The sequence below is a fragment of the Actinoplanes sp. NPDC049118 genome, assembly GCF_040648555.1.
GTDB lineage: Bacteria > Actinomycetota > Actinomycetes > Mycobacteriales > Micromonosporaceae > Actinoplanes.
Genome location: NZ_JBEZDY010000001.1, coordinates 76,601 through 92,990, shown reverse-complemented (window position 1 = coordinate 92,990; position 16,390 = coordinate 76,601). Strand labels below are relative to the sequence as shown.

At 72.1% G+C, this 16,390-nt stretch carries 16 protein-coding genes; 7 read left to right on the top strand and 9 right to left on the bottom strand.

Annotation, left to right across the window (positions count from 1 at the left end):
- Positions 1-99 precede the first annotated feature (99 nt).
- Both AB0B58_RS00390 and AB0B58_RS00385 read left to right on the top strand, forming a co-directional pair.
- Entirely contained in the window at positions 100-618 is a 519-nt protein-coding gene (locus AB0B58_RS00390; protein WP_360214980.1) for a SigE family RNA polymerase sigma factor, read from the top strand.
- Positions 615-1,895: a hypothetical protein gene (locus AB0B58_RS00385; protein ID WP_360214977.1), complete on the top strand. Its 1,281-nt coding sequence runs from the start codon at positions 615-617 to the stop codon at positions 1,893-1,895. Before AB0B58_RS00390 ends, AB0B58_RS00385 begins: the two co-directional genes overlap by 4 nt.
- A 14-nt stretch (positions 1,896-1,909) precedes the next feature.
- Here the strand turns inward: AB0B58_RS00385 and AB0B58_RS00380 are convergent, their stop codons facing one another.
- Positions 1,910-2,839, bottom strand: coding sequence for an FAD-dependent oxidoreductase (locus tag AB0B58_RS00380; protein WP_360214974.1), 930 nt, complete (start codon positions 2,837-2,839; stop codon positions 1,910-1,912).
- Between the two features lie 77 nt (positions 2,840-2,916).
- On the opposite strand from AB0B58_RS00380, the gene AB0B58_RS00375 reads away from it, so the two are divergent.
- Together AB0B58_RS00375 and AB0B58_RS00370 are read left to right on the top strand one after the other, a co-directional pair.
- Positions 2,917-3,207 (top strand): YiaA/YiaB family inner membrane protein, encoded by a 291-nt coding sequence (locus AB0B58_RS00375; protein WP_360214971.1) that lies wholly within the window; start codon positions 2,917-2,919, stop codon positions 3,205-3,207.
- 84 nt (positions 3,208-3,291) lie between these two features.
- On the top strand, positions 3,292-4,953 hold the full coding sequence (locus AB0B58_RS00370) for a DEAD/DEAH box helicase (protein ID WP_360214968.1): 1,662 nt from the start codon (positions 3,292-3,294) through the stop codon (positions 4,951-4,953).
- On the opposite strand, the gene AB0B58_RS00365 is transcribed toward AB0B58_RS00370, so the two are convergent.
- Together AB0B58_RS00365 and glgX are read right to left on the bottom strand one after the other, a co-directional pair.
- A complete protein-coding gene (locus tag AB0B58_RS00365) occupies positions 4,941-5,351 on the bottom strand; it encodes a DUF1810 domain-containing protein (RefSeq protein ID WP_360214965.1) in 411 nt (136 codons plus the stop codon). The two genes, AB0B58_RS00370 and AB0B58_RS00365, sit on opposite strands and share 13 nt — an antisense overlap.
- A 37-nt stretch (positions 5,352-5,388) precedes the next feature.
- The gene (glgX, locus tag AB0B58_RS00360) at positions 5,389-7,497 is read right to left on the bottom strand and encodes a glycogen debranching protein GlgX (RefSeq protein ID WP_360214962.1); all 2,109 of its coding nucleotides are present in this window, start codon (positions 7,495-7,497) and stop codon (positions 5,389-5,391) included.
- Positions 7,498-7,627: 130 nt separating this feature from the next.
- Between glgX and AB0B58_RS00355 the strand changes: the two genes are divergently transcribed.
- Complete coding sequence (locus AB0B58_RS00355) at positions 7,628-7,963, top strand: metalloregulator ArsR/SmtB family transcription factor (RefSeq protein ID WP_360214959.1); 336 nt, start codon at positions 7,628-7,630, stop codon at positions 7,961-7,963.
- Positions 7,960-8,421 (top strand): SRPBCC domain-containing protein, encoded by a 462-nt coding sequence (locus AB0B58_RS00350; protein ID WP_360214956.1) that lies wholly within the window; start codon positions 7,960-7,962, stop codon positions 8,419-8,421. Before AB0B58_RS00355 ends, AB0B58_RS00350 begins: the two co-directional genes overlap by 4 nt.
- A 22-nt stretch (positions 8,422-8,443) precedes the next feature.
- Here the strand turns inward: AB0B58_RS00350 and fliQ are convergent, their stop codons facing one another.
- From fliQ to AB0B58_RS00335, 3 genes are all read right to left on the bottom strand, one after another.
- A complete protein-coding gene (gene fliQ / locus AB0B58_RS00345) occupies positions 8,444-8,713 on the bottom strand; it encodes a flagellar biosynthesis protein FliQ (RefSeq protein ID WP_360214953.1) in 270 nt (89 codons plus the stop codon).
- A 98-nt stretch (positions 8,714-8,811) separates the two neighbouring features.
- A complete protein-coding gene (locus AB0B58_RS00340) occupies positions 8,812-9,540 on the bottom strand; it encodes a hypothetical protein (RefSeq protein WP_360214950.1) in 729 nt (242 codons plus the stop codon).
- The gene (locus AB0B58_RS00335) at positions 9,533-10,096 is read right to left on the bottom strand and encodes an RNA polymerase sigma factor (protein WP_360216197.1); all 564 of its coding nucleotides are present in this window, start codon (positions 10,094-10,096) and stop codon (positions 9,533-9,535) included. The genes AB0B58_RS00340 and AB0B58_RS00335 overlap by 8 nt, the downstream gene beginning before the upstream one ends.
- Positions 10,097-10,208: 112 nt before the next feature.
- On the opposite strand from AB0B58_RS00335, the gene AB0B58_RS00330 reads away from it, so the two are divergent.
- Positions 10,209-11,420, top strand: coding sequence for a hypothetical protein (locus tag AB0B58_RS00330; protein WP_360214947.1), 1,212 nt, complete (start codon positions 10,209-10,211; stop codon positions 11,418-11,420).
- 20 nt (positions 11,421-11,440) lie between these two features.
- On the opposite strand, the gene AB0B58_RS00325 is transcribed toward AB0B58_RS00330, so the two are convergent.
- The 3 genes from AB0B58_RS00325 to AB0B58_RS00315 all read right to left on the bottom strand — a co-directional run bounded on the left by AB0B58_RS00325 (position 11,441) and on the right by AB0B58_RS00315 (position 15,774).
- Entirely contained in the window at positions 11,441-13,396 is a 1,956-nt protein-coding gene (locus AB0B58_RS00325) for a GGDEF domain-containing protein (RefSeq protein WP_360214944.1), read from the bottom strand.
- 212 nt (positions 13,397-13,608) lie between these two features.
- A complete protein-coding gene (locus tag AB0B58_RS00320; RefSeq protein WP_360214941.1) occupies positions 13,609-15,282 on the bottom strand; it encodes a cellulase family glycosylhydrolase in 1,674 nt (557 codons plus the stop codon).
- Positions 15,283-15,372: 90 nt separating this feature from the next.
- A complete protein-coding gene (locus tag AB0B58_RS00315) occupies positions 15,373-15,774 on the bottom strand; it encodes an NUDIX domain-containing protein (RefSeq protein WP_360214938.1) in 402 nt (133 codons plus the stop codon).
- Positions 15,775-16,390 lie beyond the last annotated feature (616 nt).

Here is a 16,390-nt window from a genome sequence, read left to right as displayed (position 1 = left end):
TTCACCGTTACGAAAAGTGCCCGTACCAAAAAGTCTCATGGGCCGTACAACCAGACCGAACGAATCCCCGTCTACCTTCTGACCAGGGACGGGGGCGGGATGGACGACGAAAGCGACACGGAGTATCTGGCGTACGTAAAGGGGCGGGTGGCCGCCCTCCGCAGGTTCGCCTACCTGCTGTGCGGGGACGGCCACCAGGCGGACGACCTGGTGCAGGAGACCTTCACCAAGCTGTACGCGCGCTGGCCGCGGATCTCCCGGGCCGAGAACGTCGACGCGTACGTGCACACGATGATCGTGCGCTCGTTCCTGGACGAGAAGCGGCGCGGGTGGTGGCGGGTCGGGCTGTTCGCCTCGGCACCCGAACGGCCGGCCTCGGAGCAGGCCGGCGTCGAGGAGCGCACCGTGGTGCGGGCCGCGCTCTCCCAGGTTCCACCGCGCCAGCAGGCCGTTCTCGTGTTGCGTTTCCTCTGCGACAAGCCGGTCGACGAGGTGGCCCGGATTCTCGGCTGCTCGGCAGGCACGGTGAAGAGCCAGACCTCGCACGGCCTGAACGCGTTGCGCCGGATCCTCGGCGACCGGATTCCCGTCACCGACGGCGAAGGAGTGCGGCGATGAACGAGGAAGAGTACGGCCGGCTGCTGCTGCGGCCGCTGGACGCGGAGCCGGACACACCGAGCCGGGTGGATTTCGCGAAGGCTGTGCGGGACGGCCGGCGCGGACGCCGGTGGCGGGTCTGGTCGGTGGGGGCCGGGGTCACCGCGGTGATCGCTGCCGCCACGGCGGGCGGGGTGCTGGCGGCCGGACCGACCGGCGACAAGGCGATGCCGATGCCGGCGCCGACACCGGTGCCCTCGTCGTCGTTCCAGGTCGACCCGCCGCTGACGCCGTCGACTCCCCCGGTGCCGTCCGGCTATGCGAAGCCACCCGGCCCGGTGATGCGGCCGGAGCCGACCGGGTCGTCCGGCCTTGCGCTACCGCGCGACCCGGCGCTGCCGTCCTCCTGCACGGCCGAGGGCCTGCCGACGAGGAAGGCCAGGTCGTCCGACGTCACCGGCGGGGATCCCACCGGCAGATACCTGGTCGGCAGGACGGAGCCGGTCGCGGGCGGCGAGATGGACGTTCTGGTGTGGCGCGACGGTGACCTGATCGATCGGATCAAGCAGTCCGGCGCACCGGCAACCATGAGCGACATCAACGGATCGGGCCTCGCCGTCGGCGGCACGGACGGATACGCACCCCGGCCGTACTTCTACCGCGACGGGCAGGTGCGGCGGTTGCCCGGCGGCGGGCGTGCGGTCGCCGTCAACGAAGCGGGGACGATCGCCGGTGAATACGAGTTCGCCGCCCGGAGCCGCCCGCAACGCTGGTCCTCGACGACGGCCGAACCGGAGTTGATGCCCCTGATCGACGGGGCGACCGACGGCGAGGCCCTGGACATGAACGAGGACGGGACGATCCTCGTCACGCTCCGCAGCGTCGTCATGGCGGACCAGACCTACCTGTGGTTCGCCGACGGATCGATCCAGAAGGTCTCGTCGCCGACCGCGGACCCGGCGAAACGGCAGTGGTTCGAACCGAGGGGCTTCCACTACGGCTGGATCTACGGCGAGATGGTGTTCTCCAGCCCGACGGGCGATTCCTCCGACCGGCAGGTCTATCGGTACGAACCGGCGAGCGGCACGTGGCAGACGGTGGACGACCCGACCGGAACCGGGCAGCTTCCCGGTTTCGGTTTCGCGCACAGCCAGGCGTCGATCATCATCGGCAGGACTGCCCACGTCCTGCCGCGGCCGTCGGCTAAGTGGGGCGTCGTACTGAACGTGGTCAGTGAGGACGGGCGGATCGTGGCGGGGGTATCGGACAGCCAGGCGACGATATGGCGCTGCGAGTGAGGACCTACCCGTCGTCACAGCGCCAGCGCGGCAACGTCGTCGGCGCAGCCCCAGCAGAGCGTCATGCCGGCGCCGCCGTGCCCGTACGCGTGCACGACCGTCCCGGCGGGCCACTTCTCGGCCTCGACGCGCGGCCCGCCGCGGCGCACCGGGCGCAGCCCGGCCTCCTCCCCCACGATCGGCGCGCCCGCCAGCTCCGGCACCAGCGCCACGCACCGCTCCAGGATCGCGTCGCGGATGGCGGGGTCCGGCGTGGTGTTCCAGTTGTTCGCCTGCCAGGTGCCGCCGAGGACGACGTCCCGGCTGCGCGGGTGCACGTAGGTGCCCGGTTCGCCCTGATCGCGCACCGAGACGATGATTCCGGGGTTGGCGACGCGCACGATCTGCCCGCGGGCCGGGAAGACCTCGGGGTCGCCGCAGAGGGCGCCGGCCGCGAGGCCGGTGGCGTTGACCACCACGGGCGCCTCGACCAGGGCCTCCTCAAGCCGGTCGACGCGGCGGCGCACCACCCGGGCGCCGGCGGCGACCAGCCGGTCCCGCAGCCAGGGCAGGTAGACGCCCATCTCGACAAGCGGCGCCTGGAAGCGGATCTCGCGGGTCCAGGGCGGGTCGATCGGTAGGTATCGCACGCCGCGGGCGGCGGGCGCCCACCACGGCTCGCCGGTGGCGCCGTCGCGTTCGAGGTTGCGGGTCTCGCGGACGAGCACCCCGGGCACCCGGGCGAACGCGTGCCGGCGGAACTGGTCGTAGGTGGCCGCGGCCCAGGCCAGGACGCGGGGCTCGAACAGTGTCCGGGAGGGGTACCAGACCGCCGCGGCGACCGCCGAGACGGTCTGCTCGGGCCCGGTCTGCGTCCAGACGGTCACGTCCGCGCCCCGCTCGCGCAGCCGCGTCGCCGCCGTCAGCCCGATGATCCCGCCGCCCACCACGATCACGTCAGCCATGCCCGTAATCCTGTCGTAACCGGGCACTGAGTACCCGCACTCAGTCGGACCTATGACCGGCCGGACCAGACTGCGACATGGACACCACACCGCAGCCGAGAACCACCACCGCCTTCTACGTGCAGGCAATCGCCTCGTTCGGCATCTCGCTCACCGCGGTCGCCGCGGGGATCCTGTACCTGCCGGTCGGCACCTGGATCCGTGCCTTCCTCGCCGTCGGCCTGCTCTACGTCGTGACGTCCGCCTTCACCCTGGCCAAGTGCGTCCGGGACATGCAGGACGCCGGAACGGTCGTGCGCCGCGTCGACCAGGCCCGGCTGGACAAGCTGCTGGCCGACCACGACCCGTTCAAGGTCCCGGCCGGCTGAGGCGAAACGGCGGCCTCGTATCCTTCTTGTCGTTGATGCCGGACACCACCGTGACCGGCGCACCAAGGATCCGGAGCAGAGAAAATGAGCGAGCACCTGTTCGCGGACGCGACAGGCTTCGCCGGTCTGGCGCTCCGGCCCGAGCTGCTGAAGGCATTGACCAGCCTGGGCTACGAGGAGCCGACGCCGATCCAGCGTGAGGCGATCCCGCCGCTACTGGCGGGCAACGACCTTCTCGGCCAGGCCGCGACCGGCACCGGCAAGACCGCGGCCTTCGCGCTGCCACTGCTGCACCGGCTCGAGGCGGACGCGAAGGGCGGCCCGGCCGCCCTGGTGCTGGTGCCGACCCGCGAGCTTGCCGAGCAGGTGTCGCAGGCGGTGCACCGCTACGGCCGTGACCTGGGCGTACGCGTCCTGCCGGTCTACGGCGGCCAGCCGATCGGGCGGCAGTTGCAGGCGCTGCAGCGCGGCGTCGACGTCGTCGTCGGCACGCCGGGCCGGGTGCTGGACCACATCAGCCGCGAGACGCTGGACCTGGGCGACGTGCGCACGGTCGTGCTCGACGAGGCCGACGAGATGCTCGACATGGGCTTCGCCGAGGACATCGAGGCGATCCTGGCCGAGACCCCGCAGACCCGGCAGACGGTGCTCTTCTCCGCGACGATGCCGCCGCGCATCGACGGCATCGCCCGCCGGCACCTGAAGGACCCGGTCCGGATCCAGATGGGCCGGGAGGAGTCGGCGCCGGGCGAGATCCCCCTGGTACGGCAGAGCGCGTACGTCGTGGCCCGCGCGCACAAGTCGGCCGCGCTCGGCCGGGTGCTGGACGTGGAGGCACCCACCGCGGCGATCGTCTTCTGCCGCACCCGCGAGGAGGTCGACCAGGTCACCGAGACCCTCAACGGGCGCGGCTACCGGGCCGAGGCGCTGCACGGCGGCATGAGCCAGGACCAGCGGGACCGGGTCATGGGCCGGCTGCGCGCCGGCAGCACCGAGCTGCTGGTGGCGACCGACGTGGCCGCCCGCGGCCTCGACGTCGAGCAGTTGACGCACGTCGTCAACTACAACGTCCCGTCCGCGCCGGAGGCCTACGTGCACCGCATCGGCCGGGTCGGCCGGGCGGGCCGGGAGGGCGCCGCGATCACCCTGGTCGAGCCGCGCGAGCAGCGCATGCTCAAGGCGATCGAACGGCTGACCCGCCAGCGGATCACGGTGGAGCGGGTGCCGACCGTCACCGACCTGCGGGCCCGCCGCCTGGAGCTGACCCGCTCGGCGCTGGAGAGCAGCCTGCAGTCCGACGACCTGGACCGCTTCCGGGTCGTGATCGAGTCACTGACCAGCGAGTTCGACATCGAGACCGTGGCGCTGGCCGCGGTGAAGCTGGCGCACGAGGCGGCCGGCGGTGACGTCGACGAGGAGGAGATCCCGTCGGTGGCGCGGCCGCCGCGCGAGCCGGACCGCGAGGGCAGGCGGCCCGAGCGCCGCGGCGGCCCCTCCGGCGCGGGGGTGGCGCGGCTGTTCTTCGGCATCGGCCGGCGGGCCGGGCTGCGCCCGCAGGACCTGGTCGGCGCGATCGCCGGCGAGTCGGGGCTCAGCGCCCGCGATATCGGCGCGATCCAGATTACCGACCGCTTCTCGCTGGTCGAGGTGCCGGAGGCGGCCGCCGACATGGTGATCGCCGCGCTGCAGAAGGCCACGATCCGGGGCCGCAAGCCGGGCGTACGCCGGGAGCGTCACAACCGCTGAATCGTCTCCGGGTCGTCCTCGCCGGCGTAGTAGCGGTCCAGGACGGCCCGGAACACGGCCGGGTCGTCCGCCGCGCCGGCGAACAGGGTCATGGACGACCGCAGCTTCAGGTCGTCCGGGTAGCCGAGGATCTGCCCGGCCGTGCGCCCCTCGACCCCGAGCAGGGCCTGCGCGCTCTCGATCAGCCGGGCACCGAGCACCGGATGGGCGAGATACTCCCGCGCCTCGTCGAGGTCCGCGATCGCGTAGCGCCGCGCGGTCGCGCTGGAGCCGAGGCCGGCGATCTGCGGGAACACGAACCACATCCAGTGGCTGCGCTTGGCGCCGGCCCGCAGTTCGGCGAGGGCCCGGTCGTAGACGCCCTCCTGCGCGGCGACGAAACGTGACAGGTCGGTCATCGAAGCACCGTAGCCGAACCGGGCCCGGGCGCGCCGCTCAATAGCGGCAGCGCAGCACGACCATCGTGTGGCCGCCGACGTCCAGCCTGCCGCCGGCCTTGGTGGTGCGCTTTCGGGCCAGCAGCAGCGGGTCGCCCGTGTGCACGACCGGCTCCCAGGTGCGCCCGTACGACCGGGGCGGCAGCGTGAACGTCACCGGGTCGGCCAGCGGGTTGAACAGCACCAGGAAGCAGTCGTCCCTGATCGGCTCGCCCAGCGCGTCGCGTTCCGGTATGCCGTGGCCGTTGAGGAACACGGTCATCGTCATGCCGGACCGGGCCGTCCAGTCCTCGCCGGTCATCGGCTCGCCGTCGCGGCGCAGCCAGGCGATGTCCGGGATCTTCGCGTCCGCCACCGGGTCGCCGGTGAAGAAGCGCCTGCGGCGGAAGATCGGGTGCTCGGCGCGCAGCCTGGTCAGCCGGGCGGTGAACAGGGTCAGCACGTCGTGGTGGCGGGCGTCCTCCCAGTCGATCCAGCTCAGCTCGCTGTCATGGGCGTACACGTTGTTGTTGCCCTGCTGGGTGCGGCTCAGCTCGTCGCCGTGGGCGATCATCGGAACGCCCTGCGACAGCAGGAGCGTGGCGAGGAAGTTGCGCTTCTGCCGCTCGCGCAGCGCGGTCACGTCCGAGTCCTCGGTGGGTCCCTCCACGCCGCCGTTCCAGGACCGGTTGTGGCTCTCGCCGTCCCGGTTCTGTTCGCCGTTGGCCTCGTTGTGCTTCTCGTTGTACGAGACCAGGTCGTTGAGCGTGAAGCCGTCGTGCGCGGTCACGAAGTTGATCGAGGCGATCGGGCGGCGGCCGTCGATCTCGTACAGGTCGGACGAGCCGGTGAAGCGGGAGGCGAACTCGCCGAGGCTGGCCGGCTCGCCGCGCCAGAAGTCGCGCACGGTGTCGCGGTACTTGCCGTTCCACTCCGTCCACAGTGGCGGGAAGCCGCCGACCTGGTAGCCGCCGTCGCCGACGTCCCACGGCTCGGCGATCAGCTTGACCTGCGACACGATCGGATCCTGGTTGACCAGGTCGAAGAACGCGGCCAGCCGGTTCACCTCGTGGAACTCGCGGGCCAGCGCGGAGGCGAGGTCGAAGCGGAAGCCGTCGACGTGCATGTCGGTGACCCAGTAGCGCAGCGAATCCATGATCAGCCGCAGCGACTCGTGGTGGCGCGCGTTGAGGCTGTTCCCGGTGCCGGTGGTGTCGTAGTAGTACTGCTTGTCGCCGTCGACGAGCCGGTAGTACGCGGGATTGTCGATGCCGCGGAACGACAGGGTCGGCCCGAGGTGGTTGCCCTCGGCGGTGTGGTTGTAGACGACGTCGAGGATGACCTCGATGCCGGCCGCGTGCAGCGCCTTCACCATCGACCTGAACTCCTGCACCTGGCCGCCGCGGCCGCCGAACGACGCGTAGTCGTTGTGCGGCGCGAAGAAGCCGATGGTGTTGTAGCCCCAGTAGTTCGACAGGCCGCGCTCGATCAGGCCGCTGTCGTGCACGAACTGGTGCACCGGCATCAGCTCGACCGCCGTCACCCCGAGCTCCTTGAAATGCTTGATCATCACCGGGTGCGCCAGGCCGGAGTAGGTGCCGCGCACGTCCTCGGGAATTCCGGGGTGCCGCGCGGTCATGCCCTTTACGTGCGCCTCGTAGATCACCGTCTGGTGGAACGGGATGCGCAGCGGCCGGTCGTTGGCCCAGTCGAAGAACGGATTGATCACCACCGAGCGCATCGCGTACGGCGCGGAGTCGGCGGTGTTCAGGCTCCCCGGTTCACCGAAGTTGTACGAGTAGAGGGCGTTGTTCCACTCGTTGTGCCCCTCGATCGCCTTCGCGTACGGGTCGAGCAGCAGCTTGGCCGGGTTGCACCGCAGCCCCGCCGCCGGGTCGTACGGGCCGTGCACCCGGTAGCCGTACCGCTGGCCGGGAACGACGCGCGGCAGGTAGCCGTGCCAGACCAGGGCCTCGCGTTCCGGCAGGTCGATCCGGGTCTCGATGCCGTCGTCGTCGAACAGGCACAGCTCGACCCGCTCGGCGACCTCGGAGAACAACGCGAAGTTGGTGCCGCCCCCGTCGTAGGTGGCGCCGAGCGGGTACGGGTTCCCGGGCCAGATATTCATGCCGACCATCACACCAGGCCGGAGCCGGATCGGCAGCCCGCGACGGCCGGGGGTTGACAGCGCCGGCACGCGGCGTACTCTCAACCCATCGGTTGGTAAACCAATCGGTTTATAAGCCAGGTGGTTGAGCATGACGACAGCGGACCCGATCAGCGGCGTCTTCGCCGCCCTCGCCGACCCGACCCGCAGGGCGATCCTCGCCCGGCTAGCGCAGGGCGAGGCCACGGTCAACGAGCTCGCCGCGCCGTTCCCGATCAGCGTGCAGGCGGTCTCGAAACACCTGAACGTGCTGGAGAAGGCGGGCCTGATCGTCCGCACCCGCGAGGCGCAGTGGCGGCGATGCCGGATCGAACCGGCGCCGCTGCGTGACATCGCCGGCTGGGTCGCGCAGTACCGGCTCCTGTGGGAGGAGCGCTACGACACGCTCGGCACCTACCTGGACGACCTGCAGAGGGAGCAGCAGTGAACACCATCGCGATCAGCACCCCCAGCCCCACCGAACTGGTCATGAGCCGGACGTTCGACGCACCCCGGGCCCTGGTCTGGGCCGCGCACACCGAGGCCGAGCACCTGCGCCACTGGTGGGGCCGCGGAAACCCGCTGGACGTGACGATCGACTTCCGGGTCGGCGGCACGTGGCGCTTCGTCGAGACGGCGGACGGTACCGAGCACCCGTTCCGCGGCGAGTTCCGCGAGATCTCAGCGCCGGAGACGTTCACCTGGACGTTCGAGTACGAGCCGATGGCCGGCCACGTCGCGGTGGAGACCTTCGTCTTCACCGAGGAGGCGGGCAGGACCACGGTGACCAGCACGACGCGCTTCACGTCGCAGGAGGACCGCGACGGCATGCTCCAGTCGGGCATGGAGCAGGGCGCCAACCAGAGCTACGCGGCGCTGGACGCCTACCTGATCAAGATCAGCTGAGGCGTTCTTCGTGGGTGTCGGTTCAGGAGAGCAGCGTCGGGATCCGCTCGAACAGCTGCGTCGTGTACGTCACCATCTCATGCAACATCCAGTTACCCGACAACAGAATCGCCGCACCGACACCCACCGCCTTCGGCACGAACGACAGCGTCGCCTCCTGAATCTGCGTCACCGACTGGAACAACGAGATCGCAAAACCGATAAGCAACGCGGTCACCAACACCGGCGCACACATCTTCGCCGCAACCGTCATCGCCTGCAGTCCGAGCTCAACGATCATCGTGTCGGTCATGCCAACCCCTTCGGGTCCCCACCACCACCCCGGAGTGCACAACGGGCGCGCCACGGTTGCCGTTCGGTTCGGCCAGGCGAAAAGCCTCAAGTTCGGCCTCAGCGCAGCGAGCCGGCGATCCGCCGGGCCTCCTCCAGCGTCGGGATCCCCTCCAGGCGGTAGGTGACGTCGGCGTCGGCCCAGATCAGGGTCGGCGCCGCCAGCCGGGCCGTCTCGGCGCGCTCGGCGCCGTCGCGGCCGACGTAGGTGACCGGGTGCGGCCCCGGCAGCCAGATGCCGCCGGTGCCCACCTGCACCCACTCCGCGCCGGAGGCCGTCTTGAAGAAGGCCGGCGACGGCGCGCCGTCGAACTGGTCGAACCGGACGGCTCCGCCGCGGAAGGCCATCGTGACCACCCGCGGCGCGCCGCCGGCGTCGGGATCGGCCAGCGTGACCCGCTCGGGTGCGCCCAGCCCGGCGGGCACCCGCACCGGGAACAACGCGACGCGACGGGCCTCCTCGAGGCCCGCTTCGCGCAGCGACGGCAGCGGGCCGGGCGTGGCCGGCAGGCCGCCGGACCCGCCGCCGTCACGCACCTCGATCCCGGCGACCCGCAACAGCCCGCCGACCGCGTCGATCACGGCCGCGCGGGCCGGCGCGACCACCGCGACTGCGCCGACCAGCGCCGCGGCACCGGCCAGGATCCACCGCCGCGCGCGGCGCCGGGCCGGGGCCGGCCGGGTGAGGCGGGCCCGGACCGCGGCCCGCTGGTCCGTTGCCCGCCCCACGTCCAGTTCGGCGCCGAGCGCGCGGAGCTCGGCGACCAGGGCGTCCTCGTGGTCAGGCACCGCGCACCTCCCCCACGGCCAGCCGGCCGCGCAGCCGGGCCAGCGCCCGCGAGGTCCGCGACTTCACGGTCCCCTTCGGCAGCCCCAGCGCCACCGCCGTCTCGGCCTCCGACATGTCCAGCAGGAACCGCAGGATCAGCACCTCGCTGTCGCGGGCGTCGAGGAGCCGGAGCTGGTCGACCAGGTGTTGCCGGCGCTCGTCCGCCAGCACCGTGTCGGCGGGATCGGGTGCGACCCGCTCCGGCGGCTCGTGCGCGGCGGCACGCAGCGCCAGGCCGTCGCGGCGGCGCCGGGAACGGTGCAGGTTGCGGGTCTCGTTGGCGACGATCGCGAGCAGCCAGGGCCGGAATCCCGACTCGCCGCGGTACCGCGAGAGCTGCCGGTACGCCTTCACGAACGCCTCCTGCACCACGTCGTCGGCGTCCGCGCCGGCACCGAGCAGCACCGCGGCCCGGTGCGCGGGCACGGTGTACCGGGCGACCAGGACGTCGTACGCGTCGAGGTCGCCGTCGCGGGCGCGGGTGACCGCCGCCGCATCGTCCAGTTCGGTGACCATGTCCGGCCTCGACACCTCCACGCGGTTGATCCGGTCGCCGACAACCTCATGACACCGCGTACGGCGATGAGGTTCCCGGGAACCGCACCCGGCCGGGCGGTGTCGACAGGGCATGACGACAAGGCGGAACCTTCTCATCATCGCGGGCGGCGCCGCCCTGACGGCCGCGTGCCGCGAGCAGGCGCACGCCGCCGTGTCCGTACCGGACGTGGTGGTGGCCGAGGGCAGCCGGGGCCTGGTCGTGCTCGGTGGCGAACGCCCCCGTGATCTCGGCCGGGAGGCGGTGCTGAGCCCGGACGGCGCGGTGGCCTGCACGGTGACCCGCGACGACGCCGGCGCCCCGGTCCTGCTGCGGCTCGACCCGGCGAAGGGCGGGCCGGACGGACGGGTGCCGCTCGCCCCCGGCTGGGTGCCGCGGGTGATCTCCGCCGACGGCGCGTCGTGCGCGCTGACCCGCACGCCCGCGTCGGCCCGCCCGGCCGGGCGGGAGCGGACCGCGCTGCTGGTCACGACCGGCGTCCGGCAGCGCCGGTACGACCTCGGCGGCGTCGTCGAGCCCGACGCGTTCAGCTCGGACGGCACCGGCCTGTTCGTGCTGGAGTGGCTGCCGCGCCAGGCGCCGGACCGGTACCGGGTGCGGCTGCTCGACCTGGGCTCGGGCGAGCTGCGCCCGCTGTTCACCCGCGACAAGGCGCCGGTGCCCCCGGGCGCCGAGGAGGAGATGCGCGGCGACGGGCGGCAGGCGGTGCTCTCCCCCGGCCGCGACGTGCTCTACACGCTCTACACCCACCAGCCCGGTCACCGGCACACCCGCGACCTGATCGCGGGGCGGCCCGGCGGCGTGCACGCATTCGTGCACGTGCTGCACCTGGCGCAGGGTTGGGCCTACTGCCTGGACCTGCCGCACCCGTTCGGCGAGGGCCCGGCCGCCGGGCACGCCCTCGCGGCGAGCGCGGACGGGCTGAGCCTCGCGGTGGCCGACGTGACGTCGGGTTCGCTGGCGTACGCCGCCACGACCTCGCTGAAGATCGAGCGGGTGGTCACCGCGGCGGCCGGTGGCGACGCGGCGAGCCTGGCGTTCACGCCGGACTCCGGCCGGGTGCTGATCGGGGCGGGCACCGCCGTGACCGCGTACGACCGCGCCGGCACGGTGGCCGCCCGCTGGTCCGTGCCCGCCGGAGTCCGCGGGCTGGCCCTCAACGGCGCCGGCACCCGGGTCTACGCGGGCGGCGCCGGCGAGATCGTCTGGCTCGACGCCGCCTCGGGCGCGCTGCGCGGGCGGGCGCCGGTCGAGGGCCTGACGGCGCTACGCCACGTCAGGTGACCGCGGCGACCGGCGGTCTTTCAGGCACTGCTCAGTTCGTCCTGGGACGGCTCCGGGGCCGTGTCCGCGTGGCGGCGGCGTTTACGGGCGTACAGCTCGGCGTCGGCGTGTGCGTACAGGGCGTCGAAGTCCCCGCCGTGTGCGCCCAGGGTGGCCGTACCGATGCTCGCGGGGGTGCGCTCGGCCAGCGCCGCCCGCAGCCGGTCCGCGGTCGCCGCCGCGGCCGGCGCGTCGGCGGCGGCGAGCAGGACGACGAACTCGTCGCCGCCGAGCCTGCCCACCACATCGGCCGGCTGCACGCCGGCCCGCAGGGTGGCGGCGACCCAGGCGAGCAACTGGTCGCCGGCCGCGTGGCCGTACCGGTCGTTGACCTCCTTGAACCCGTCCAGGTCGAGGATCAGCAGCGAGACGCCGGAGTGGGGGCCGGCGAGCTGGGCGGCGAACCGCTCCTCGAATCCGCGCCGGTTGAGGATGCCCGTCAGCGCATCGAGGCGCGACAGCTCGGTCAGCCGCCGGCGCTGCCGGCCGGCCTCGGCGCCCAGCGACCCGCAGACGACGGCCAGCGCGATGGTGCCGCCGAGATGCACCGCGACGTACCAGGGGTTGGCGGGGGCGCCGAAGACCCCGATGGCGAGGTAGAGGCCGCCGATGAGGCCGAGCAGCGGCACTCCGACCCGGGGCGGGGTGCTCAGCGCGATGAGCGGCATCGGCGCGAGCAGGCCGACCGCCAGCGGGCTGGCCGCGCCGCCGCACAGGGCGATGACGCCCGCGGACAGCACGAACTGGGACAGGCCGTAGCCCGCCATCACCAGGCGCAGCCCGGACAGCCGGCTCAACCGGTCGGCGCCGGCGATGACCGCGGCCGCCAGGAGCCAGATGGCCGCGAGCACCGTGCCCATCCAGAGCCGGTGTGGATGCCCTTCCGCGAAGATCAGGACGTAGCCGAGCCCCACCCCGGAGACCGACATGCCGAGCCGGCCGCCGTCCGCGATCGAACGGCGGCGCCGCTCCCGTCCCGAGACCGCCGGTGCCGCCCGCCGTACGACCGGCACCGGTGCCGGCGCGGCCGGATCGTGCGACGTCGGCCCGGTCTGCCGGGTCAGCTTGTCGGCGTAGACCCGCTCGTCGGCGAGCTGCCGCAACGCCGCGAGGTCGGCCCCGTCGGCGGGATAGCAGGCGTAGCCGAGGCTGGCCGGGGACACCTCGTCGAGGTCGGCGCGCAGCCGATCCACCACCGCGCGGGCGTCGTCGGCGTCGGCGCCGACGAGCACCGCGGCGAACTCGTCCCCGCCGATCCGGCCCACCGCGTCCTGACCGCGGACGCCGTGCGCCAGGGTCCGGCCGGTCCACGCCAGCAGTTCGTCGCCGGCGCGGTGACCGTGGCGGTCGTTGACCTCCTTGAACCGGTCGAGGTCGGCGAGGATCAGGGTGAGCGGCTCGCCGCGGCGCTCCGCGGCGGCGAACTCGGCCGCCAGGCGCTCGTCGAAGCCGCCGCGGTTCAGGCAGCCGGTCAGCGCGTCGATCCGGGAGACCTCGGCCAGCCGCCGGCGCAGCGAGGCCAGCACCATGGTGTGGCGCATGGTCAGGTACGCCACGCCGCCGTAGGTGAGGGCGAAGGCCCAAGCCAGACCGGCCGGTGCGGCGCCGCCGGCCAGTGCCACCGCGGCGTACGCCGCGACGCAGAGCAGCCCCATCGGGACGAAATGGCGCGTCGGCAGCACGGCCGCGAAGAAGACGAGCGAGTACAGCTCCAGCGCCGCGAGGGGGCTCGTCACGCCGCCGTCGAGCAGGGCGAGCGCGGAGGCGCCGAGGAGGGTCACGATCGCGCTGGCGAGCTGGATCGGTACCCGCAGGCGCGACCTTGCCATCGCCGGGGCGGTCGCCAACGTGAGCAGCCCGAGGCCGACCATGCCGGCCGCGACCGCGACCATGAGCCGGCGGTTCGACCCGTCCGGGGTGCCCAGGATGTAGATCATCGCCGAGGCCGGACCCAGGATCGTACGTAGCGCGCCGGCTCTGATTCTGCCCTGGCGCGGGGACGCGGTCCCCTTCGGCACCGAGGGCAACATGCTCGCGGGGACCTCTCTCCAGTCGTGGTCCCCGACCTATCGGCCGCGCCGGGGCCGACCTGAGGCGCGGTTTCGCGCGTCCCGGCGGGGGCCGCCGCCCGCGCCGGGACGCGGGCGCCCTACGACAGCGCGCAGGTGATCGCGGGCGTCACCGCCGGACCGGAGCCGACGAAGCCGAAGCTCGTGCCCGCCCCGGCGCCCAGGGTGCCGTTGTGTGCGACGTTTCGCACGGTCACGGCCGTGCCGGTCGAGCTCAGCACGCCGTTCCACAGCGACGCCACCGACGTTCCGGCCGGGAAGGTCCAAGTCGCGGTCCAGGCGCGGCCCGGGGTCGTACCCGTGTTCCGGATCGTGACCTCGCCCTGGAAGCCGCCCGACCACGCGCTGGTCTGCGTGTACGTGGCGCCGCAGGCGCCGGACGGCGGGACGGACGTGGACGGCGAGGTCGACGGCTCGACGCCGCCGCCGTAGCGGGCCGCCAGGCTGATGCCGGTCGAGCTGCCCGCGCCGCCCAGCGGTACCTGGTGGTCGAGGCTGACGAACCTGCCGCCGTACTGCCACAGGGCCGGCTTGAGCAAGGCGTACTTCTGCTCGTCCCAGGTCTTCCAGTCGTCGAGCAGCAGGCCGCCGGTGTCGCCCGAGTTCGGGTTGAGCACCCAGAACGTCTGGTGCAGGCGCTTCTCCACGATCAGGTCCCGCAGCGCGGTCATCCAGCGGTCCTGCCGGGCGTCCTGGCCGAGCCGGCCGCCCCACTCGCCGACCAGCAGCGGCGCGGTGTTCGAGTCGTGCACGTAGAGCCAGTTCGGCGTCCACACGTCGGCGGTCAGCGACGCCTTGTCGAACGGCTTTGCGAACCACGGCTGCTCGTAGACCAGCGGCCCGTAGTCGTGCGGCGAGTAGACCAGCTGGTCCTGGTTGGCGCCCAGGTCGACCGGGTGGTCCCGGACGCCACGCAGGTTGGCGCCCCACCAGACGTTGTCGTAGGTCTTGCCGTCGGTGGACGACCAGCTCACGCCGTCCTTCGGGTAGACCTCGACACCCTCGCAGAGGATCAGCACGTCCGGGTTGATCGCCAGGATCCGCCGGCCGGCGGTCTGGCAGGTGTTCTTGAAGTTGTCGACGTCGGTCGACGAGTCCCACTTCGCCCGCGGGCTCTCGCCGGGCCGGCCGTGCGGCTCGTTCTTGACGTCCATCGCGACAAGCGTGTCGTTGGTGCGGTAGCGCTGCGCGACCCACTCCCAGGCCTGGTAGAACAGCTCCGGCGTGACCGAACCCTTGTACCAGACCGGATAGACGTGCCCGGAGTTGTCGGCCTCCGCGCTGTGCACGTCGAGCAGGACCTTCATGCCGTACCGCTCGCACAGGGCCAGGAACGCGTCGAAGACCTCGAGGGTGGTCTTCCCGGTGAGCTCGGGGTTCGCGTACGTGTTGACCCCGGACGGCACGGCGGCCTGGCCGGCCTTCCACTCCAGCAGGAGCTGGGTCGAGATGGGCACCCGGACCAGGTTGATGCCGCGATCGGCCATCGACCTGGTGACCTCGGTGAGGTTCGCGGACCAGAGGCCGTGGAAGACCCGCTCGCCGGCGTTGAACCCGAACCAGTTCGCGCCGGTCAGCCAGACCGGGTTGCCGGCCTCGTCGAGGATCTGGTTGCCCTGCACGTGCAGCCAGTCCTTGGCCGGCACGGCGGCCGCGGCCTGCGAGATGCCGGATGTGGCGAACCACAGCAGCGGCGCGGCGAGGACCGCCGCGGCCACGGCGGCGAGCCGCCGTCGACTTCGAGTCGAGAACATGCGTGTATTCCTCCGATGGGTACGTGGGAGCGCTCCCATCGACAGCATGTAACATCGACGAAACCAAATCCAGTCTTTCGAAAACCCTTGCTACAGCATGGCCAGGGTGGGCTCGAGCTGGGAGTGCAGCGGCGACGGAAGCGCGTCCCGGCCGAACCAGCCCAGCTCATCGAACTTGTCCGGCTCCCCGATCTTGACGGCTGCCGGATCGAGGAGCACGGAGAAGACCACGGCGACCCAGTGCGACAGCGGCTCGACCCGGACCACGTTGCGCACGCCGAGCAGGTTGATCTCCAGCGGGGCGGCCCCGTACTCCTCGGCGACCTCCCGCCCAACCGCGGCCTCGAAGGTCTCACCGAACTCCAGTGCCCCGGCACCGGTGTCCCAGGCACCGGGCTCGTCCCGCGCGCCGGCGGACCGCCGCGCCAGCAGGATCTTGCCGCCACCGTCGTGGCAGATGAAAACGCACGAGACACGCGGTTCAGAAGTCACCCGGTGAATTCTGCCCCACCCACGAAGGCAGCCCGGACACCGGATCCACGCGGGCGACCGCGACGACGCCCACCCAAACGCCCGATCCACGCAGGCGACGGCTGGTGCACGCCGACCACCCGGCCGCAGAGCAGCTGCGTGACCGGACCGCTCCCCACTGCCGCCGCTGAACCAGCATGCAGAAGTGTCATCCGGGCACGACACCATTTGATCAGGTGAAGACATAGCCACAGATCCGCGCGGTGATCGGCAGAGCCATGCCACCCCTGTCGCACTCGCGCCCACGGCTCCGAATTCACACGCATGCCGATGAGAATGCTTCCGTCGGGTCGCCAGAAACGTTTGTGTACCCGAGCGACGAGGCGACTTATTCGCCGCAGACTCGGGTGAAGTGTGGTTTCGGAGGGAGCGGACATCTGGCATTCCGATGATTGCTGTGCCGGCTGATTTCGCGGATCGCCGATCGCCCCGTAAGGATTCCGCAGCGCCGCCGGCCTACTAGCGATGATCTTAGGTGCGGTGCGGTGCGGTGCGGTGCGGTGCGGTGCGGTGCGGTGCGGTGCGGTGCGGTGCGGTGCGGTGCGGTGCGGTGCGGTGCGGTGCGGTGCGGTGCGGT